Source organism: Pseudomonas sp., from assembly GCF_050739655.1.
GTDB lineage: Bacteria > Pseudomonadota > Gammaproteobacteria > Pseudomonadales > Pseudomonadaceae > Aquipseudomonas.
In genome coordinates, this window is the sequence record NZ_JBOIBY010000612.1 from 1 (window position 1) to 1,404 (window position 1,404).

Here is a 1,404-nt window from a genome sequence, read left to right on the forward strand (position 1 = left end):
GCGATGGTCGGCCGTAAAGCCAACATCGTCAAAGGCCTGACCTCCGGTGTTGCGACCCTGTTCAAAGCCAACGGTGTGACCTCCATCCAGGGTCACGGCAAGCTGCTGGCCGGCAAGAAAGTCGAAGTCACCAAGCCTGATGGCTCGGTTGAAATCATCGAAGCTGAAAACGTCATCCTGGCTCCAGGTTCGCGTCCGATCGACATTCCGCCAGCTCCGGTTGACCAGAAGGTGATCGTTGACTCCACCGGTGCCCTGGAATTCCAATCCGTACCCAAGCGCCTGGGTGTAATCGGCGCTGGCGTTATCGGTCTGGAACTTGGTTCGGTCTGGTCGCGTCTGGGTGCAGAAGTGACTGTCCTGGAAGCCTTGGACACCTTCCTGATGGCAGCGGACACCGCTGTTTCCAAGGAAGCGCTGAAAACCCTGACCAAACAAGGTCTGGACATCAAGCTGGGCGCTCGCGTAACCGGTTCCAAAGTGAACGGCGACGAAGTCGTTGTGAACTACACCGATGCCAAAGGCGAGCAGAACATCACTTTCGACAAGCTGATCGTATCCGTTGGTCGCCGTCCAGTGACCACTGATCTGCTGGCTGCCGACTGCGGCGTGACCCTCGACGAGCGCGGTTTCGTGCACGTTGACGATCATTGCGCCACCACCGTGCCGGGCGTTTACGCCATCGGCGACGTGGTTCGCGGCATGATGCTGGCGCACAAAGCGTCTGAAGAAGGCATCATGGTTGTCGAGCGCATCAAGGGCCACAAGGCTCAGATGAACTATGATTTGATCCCTTCGGTTATTTATACTCACCCGGAAATCGCGTGGGTTGGTAAAACCGAGCAGGCCTTGAAAGCTGAAGGCGTTGAAGTTAACGTCGGCACCTTCCCGTTCGCGGCCTCCGGTCGTGCCATGGCTGCCAACGACACCGGTGGTTTCGTCAAGGTCATCGCCGATGCCAAGACAGACCGCGTATTGGGCGTTCACGTGATTGGCCCAAGCGCTGCCGAACTGGTTCAGCAGGGCGCGATCGGTATGGAATTCGGCACCAGCGCTGAAGACCTGGGCATGATGGTTTTCTCCCATCCGACCCTGTCTGAAGCCTTGCACGAAGCTGCTTTGGCAGTGAATGGCGGCGCTATTCACATCGCCAACCGCAAGAAGCGTTAAGACAATAAGAAACCACGGCGGAATGGCCCGTCGTGAGCCTTGCATGCAAGACTCACCGCGGAATATCCGCTGGACGCAGTCTTGCATAGCTGCACCGGATATCCGGTAAGGCTATGCAAGCAGCAGTCACAGGTGGTGCGGCACTTGAATGAGTGCAGCACCGAATGCGCAGTACCTAACGAAGACGGTAATAAGCATGAATCTTCACGAGTATCAGGGTAAGCAGCTGTTCGC

The 1,404-nt window shown here is 57.1% G+C and carries 1 protein-coding gene; it reads left to right on the top strand.

From position 1 onward, the window contains the following. A partial coding sequence (lpdA, locus tag ACRESJ_RS29300) for a dihydrolipoyl dehydrogenase (protein WP_431760996.1) occupies positions 1-1,170 on the top strand: 1,170 nt, incomplete at its 5' end. Positions 1,171-1,404 lie beyond the last annotated feature (234 nt).